5 protein-coding genes are annotated in these 4,101 nt (G+C 75.7%); 2 read left to right on the forward strand and 3 right to left on the reverse strand.

The window, feature by feature from the left end:
• Positions 1–198: 198 nt before the first annotated feature.
• Together ACFV4F_RS42715 and ACFV4F_RS42720 are read right to left on the reverse strand one after the other, a co-directional pair.
• The gene (locus ACFV4F_RS42715; RefSeq protein ID WP_380447458.1) at positions 199–951 is read right to left on the reverse strand and encodes a class I SAM-dependent methyltransferase; all 753 of its coding nucleotides are present in this window, start codon (positions 949–951) and stop codon (positions 199–201) included.
• A 48-nt stretch (positions 952–999) separates the two neighbouring features.
• Positions 1,000–1,359 (reverse strand): hypothetical protein, encoded by a 360-nt coding sequence (locus tag ACFV4F_RS42720; RefSeq protein WP_380511306.1) that lies wholly within the window; start codon positions 1,357–1,359, stop codon positions 1,000–1,002.
• 41 nt (positions 1,360–1,400) lie between these two features.
• On the opposite strand from ACFV4F_RS42720, the gene ACFV4F_RS42725 reads away from it, so the two are divergent.
• Both ACFV4F_RS42725 and ACFV4F_RS42730 read left to right on the forward strand, forming a co-directional pair.
• A complete protein-coding gene (locus ACFV4F_RS42725) occupies positions 1,401–1,949 on the forward strand; it encodes a hypothetical protein (protein WP_380447462.1) in 549 nt (182 codons plus the stop codon).
• On the forward strand, positions 1,946–2,719 hold the full coding sequence (locus ACFV4F_RS42730; protein ID WP_380511309.1) for a class I SAM-dependent methyltransferase: 774 nt from the start codon (positions 1,946–1,948) through the stop codon (positions 2,717–2,719). The genes ACFV4F_RS42725 and ACFV4F_RS42730 overlap by 4 nt, the downstream gene beginning before the upstream one ends.
• Before the next feature lie 311 nt (positions 2,720–3,030).
• Here ACFV4F_RS42730 and ACFV4F_RS42735 read toward each other — a convergent pair whose 3' ends face one another.
• Positions 3,031–4,098 (reverse strand): DUF6745 domain-containing protein, encoded by a 1,068-nt coding sequence (locus ACFV4F_RS42735; protein WP_380511312.1) that lies wholly within the window; start codon positions 4,096–4,098, stop codon positions 3,031–3,033.
• Between the last annotated feature and the right edge of the window lie 3 nt (positions 4,099–4,101).

Here is a 4,101-nt window from a genome sequence, read left to right on the forward strand (position 1 = left end):
GATGTGGAGCATAAGGTAGCTCGACCACCACGCCATAAGCTGCGGCGGGGGCCGGGCGGCGGGGCACGGGCCACGGACCGGGGGCGCCGGGCTCGGGGTCACTCGGGCTCGGACCTTGCGGGCTCAGGCCTTCCGGGCTCAGGCCCTGCGGGTTCGGGCCCTGCGGGTTCGAGCCTTCCGGGCTCGGGCCCTGCCGGCTCAGGCCTTCCGGGCCTCGATGAGGAAGCGGGCCGAGTGCGCGACGAACGGTCCGTCCGTGCGGATCAGCGCGTCCAGTTCGCGCAGGCGCTCGTGGTACGCCTCGACGGTGAAGCCCGGGACCATCCAGATCACCTTGCGCAGGAAGTACACCACCGCGCCGACGTCGAAGAACTCCATCCGCAGCCGCTCCGAGCGCAGGTCCACGACCTCCAGCCCGGCGGCCCGCGCGGCGGCGCTCTCGTCCTCGGGGCGGCGGCTCCTGCGCGCCTCGGGCTGCGGGCCGATGAAGTACTCGACCAGCTCGAAACCGGAGGCCGGGCCGACGTGCTGCGCGAGGTAGGTGCCGCCGGGCCGCAGCACCCGGGCGATCTCCGCCCAGTGCGCCTTCACCGGGTGCCGGCTGCTGACCAGGTCGAACGCCCCGTCCGCGAACGGCAGCGGCGGCTCGTCCGGGTCGGACACGACGACGGCGCCGAGCGGGTGCAGCAGCTTCGTCGCCCGCGCCACGTTCGGCGGCCACGACTCGGTGGCCACCATCACCGCCGGGAAGTTCCCCGCCCCGGCCAGCACCTCACCGCCGCCCGTCTGAACGTCGAGCGCCGCGTCGACCCGCGCCAGCCGCTCGCCCAGCAAGCGCTGGTAACCCCAGGACGGCCGCTCCTCGGTGGCCCGCCCGTCGAGCCAGGAGAAGTCCCAGCCGTCCACGGACACCGCTGCGGCCTCAGCGATCAGATCCTCGAAGGTGCGCATGCCCGTATCCTCGCCCGCACGCCGCCGCCCGGCCAGCCGGTCGTGCCGTCAGGCCCCCGCCGCCGCGCTGATCCTGCTCACGAACCCCGGCACGATCCGCAACCCGCCCGCCGCGATCAGCCCGGACACGTCCTGCGCCCCGCCGGCGTCCGCCTCGAACGCGACCACGACCGCCGGCACCTCACCGCAGCACCGCTCGACCAGCCGCAGTTCCTCCGGCGTCGGTGCGCGGAACACCGGATCGTGGAAGTCCGCCGGGCACGCGACGTAGAGGGGATCGTCGAACACCAGCTCCAGCCCGTGGTGGTAGCCCAGGTCGTACCCGGCCGCCAGCCGCAACCGCCCAGGCCGCCAGGAGAACACGTCCCAGTCCCACCAGGACCCCTCCGGCAACTCGATCGTGTCCAAAACCGCTGTCCTCCGCCCCTCGACCGGGAGAGGATGATCCCATGTCGAACCAGCAGCCCGAAGAACCTCCGTACGGCCACTGCGTGGTGGCCAACGTGGCCGGGCAAACCACCCACGGCAGGGGCGGGCTGGACCTCCAGCGCGGCCTGAAGCACTTCGCGCCCGGTGCCAAGCTGTGGATCGCCCCGCCGCGCTGGGACCTCGGCGGCGGCCAGGTCGTGGTCGCCGGGCGGCACCGGGACAACAGCCGGCGGTACGTCACGCTCGTCACCGACATGCGCCACCTGGAGAACTTCCGGTCCCAGGAGGTCTTCAGCCCCGCCCTGCTGCGCGCGCTGACCCGACAGGGCCCCGGCGAGCCCCGTGGTCTGTGGACCGCCGAGCGGGCCGAGGAGTTCGCGACCCACCACAACGTCCCGCGCCTGGAGGTCCGCCTCGACGGCCACTACACGGCAGCGTTGGCCACCGTCCCGGAACCGCCGCCGATGGAGCTGGAGCACGACGGCAGGACGTACTACCTCGCCCACCTCAACGCCAACAGCGCCCGGTACTCGAGCCTGCCTCCGCCCGAGGAGCCCGCATGTCGATGAGCCGATCCCCCACCGGCCGGTTCTACGACGAGTTCGCGGCGGGCTACCACCTCCTCTACCCGGACTGGGAGGCCTCCGTCGCCCGGCAGGGCGCCGCCCTGGACGGCCTCGTCCGCGAGCGGCTCGGCGACCGCCCGGCCACCGTGCTCGACTGTGCCTGCGGCATCGGGACCCAGGCGATCGGGCTCGCCGCCCGCGGCCATCACGTCACCGGGACCGACCTCAGCCCGGCCGCCGCCGCACGCGCCACCCGTGAGGCCGCCGGCCGCGGTTTCCGGCTGCCCGCCGCCGCTGCCGACATGCGCCGGCTCCCGTTCCCCGACGCCACGTTCGACGTCGTCGTGTGCGCCGACAACGCGCTCCCGCACCTCCTCACCGCCGACGACGTCCGCGCCGCCCTCACCGACATGCGCCGCACCCTCCGCAGCGGCGGCCTGCTCCTCCTCACCACCCGTCCCTACGACGACCTGCGCCGCGGGCGCCCGACCTCCACGCCGCCCCAGACCGCCGAACGCGACGGCCAGCGGTCCGTCATCTTCCAGCTCTGGCATTGGCACGAGGACGGCGAGCGCTACGACCTCGAGCTCTTCCGGATGGCCCCGGACGCCACCGGCGAGTGGCGCACCGAAGTGCACCGCTCCACCTACTGGGCGCTCACCCAGTCCCAGTTGACCGCCTTCGCCGCCGAGGCGGGCTTCATCGACCCGACCTGGGCCCCGCCGGAGGAGACCGGCTTCTTCCAGCCGGTGCTCATCGCCCGCGTGCCCTGACCTGAGCCGGCGGCCCGGCGGCTGCGGCTGCCCCCCCCGGATCGCCGGATCGCTCCGCGCCTCTGCTCATCGCCTCCCGTCCACGAGCGCCGCCACCGCCTCGGCCACGCGGGCCGCGCCCTGCTCGCTCGCCATGCGCCGGGCCGCCGCCTCCGCACGCGTGCGGTGCGTCCGGTCGTCGACGGCCAGGCGAATGGCTGCCGCCAGGCACTCGACCGTCAGGTCGGCGTACGGGACCGGTCGCGGGGCCGCGCCGGCGGCGGCCAGACGAGCGGTCCAGAAGGGCTGGTCCGGCGGGGTGGCGGGGCGGCTCAGGTCTCGCGCTGCGGGTGGTACTCGGACTCGGGTATGCCGAACGTCCACGCGACCCCGGCCCGGGCGGTGCGGGTACTGGGCGGCACCCGCAGCCAGTAGGTGCGGAAGGTGCCGTCCGGCTCGGCCGTGGAGTTGACGACCTCGACCATGACGACGGGCTCGTCGCCGGGCATGACGATCCGCCACAGGACGCCGGTCTCGTCGCGGTGGAGCGGCTCGGCGCCGGCGTCGGCGAGGTAGCGGTCGTAGCCGTAGTGCTCCAGCAGGACGCGGCGCAGCTCGGCGTTCTCCTCGGTGCGGATCCGCTCGACGGTGATGTCGGCGAGGCCGGCCAGGAACTCGGCGGGGACGGGCATGCCGCGCCAGGCGTACAGGGCGAAGCCGTCGGGGTGGGCGAGGGCCGGGCCGTCGGCGCGGTCGAGGCGGCCGGCCTCGTCGCGGTGGAGCTCGACGGGCCGCTCGCTGATCAGCACGACGTCCTCGTAGGGCCACCACCAGCCGGCCGTGCGGGCGGCCTCGGCCAGCGGGGCGACGGCGCCGTCGAGTGCCCCGGCGGCCTCGAAGGCGGCGAACCAGGGCGCGTCGTGCGGTCCGCGGACGGCGTCGAGCAGCGCGAGGCGGACGGTGGTGCGCCGGGCACGGGCCGTCCGTTCGTCGTCGGACGGCGCGCCGGGATCGGTCTCGGGGGCGAGCCGGTCGAGGACGGCGTTGCGCACGCGGTCGGCGAGCGGGGTGGTGACCGGGCCGAGTTCGCCGCCGGTGAGCGCCCAGTGCGCCGCCCAGCCGGCCGCACCGACCCGCTCGACAGCACGCCTCCGGGCCTCCTCCCAGGCCCGGGTGCGGACGGCCTCGCGGACGCTCACCGCGCCGGCCTCCCGCAGCTCCAGCGCCGCCTCGGCGGCGGCGAGCGGCGAACCGTACCAGCGGACGCCGGCGGGCTCGGGCAGCCCGGCCGCGCGGTAGGCGGCGCGGACGGCGCGCTCGGCCGCCGCGCGGTCGTCCGGGCCGGGGGCGGCCCCCGCCCCGCGCCCACCCGCCCGCGCCCCGGGCGGCCCGCCCCCCACGGG

This window comes from Kitasatospora sp. NPDC059722 (assembly GCF_042733235.1).
In the GTDB taxonomy this organism is placed as follows: Bacteria; Actinomycetota; Actinomycetes; order Streptomycetales; family Streptomycetaceae; genus Kitasatospora.

Bases quoted from the DNA above. Each gene is read 5' to 3' on its own strand.
- ACFV4F_RS42715 (WP_380447458.1), bottom strand. From the start codon at position 951: ATGCGCACCTTCGAGGATCTGATCGCTGAGGCCGCAGCGGTGTCCGTG.
- ACFV4F_RS42725 (WP_380447462.1), top strand. From the start codon at position 1,401: ATGTCGAACCAGCAGCCCGAAGAACCTCCGTACGGCCACTGCGTGGTG.
- ACFV4F_RS42730 (WP_380511309.1), top strand. From the start codon at position 1,946: ATGAGCCGATCCCCCACCGGCCGGTTCTACGACGAGTTCGCGGCGGGC.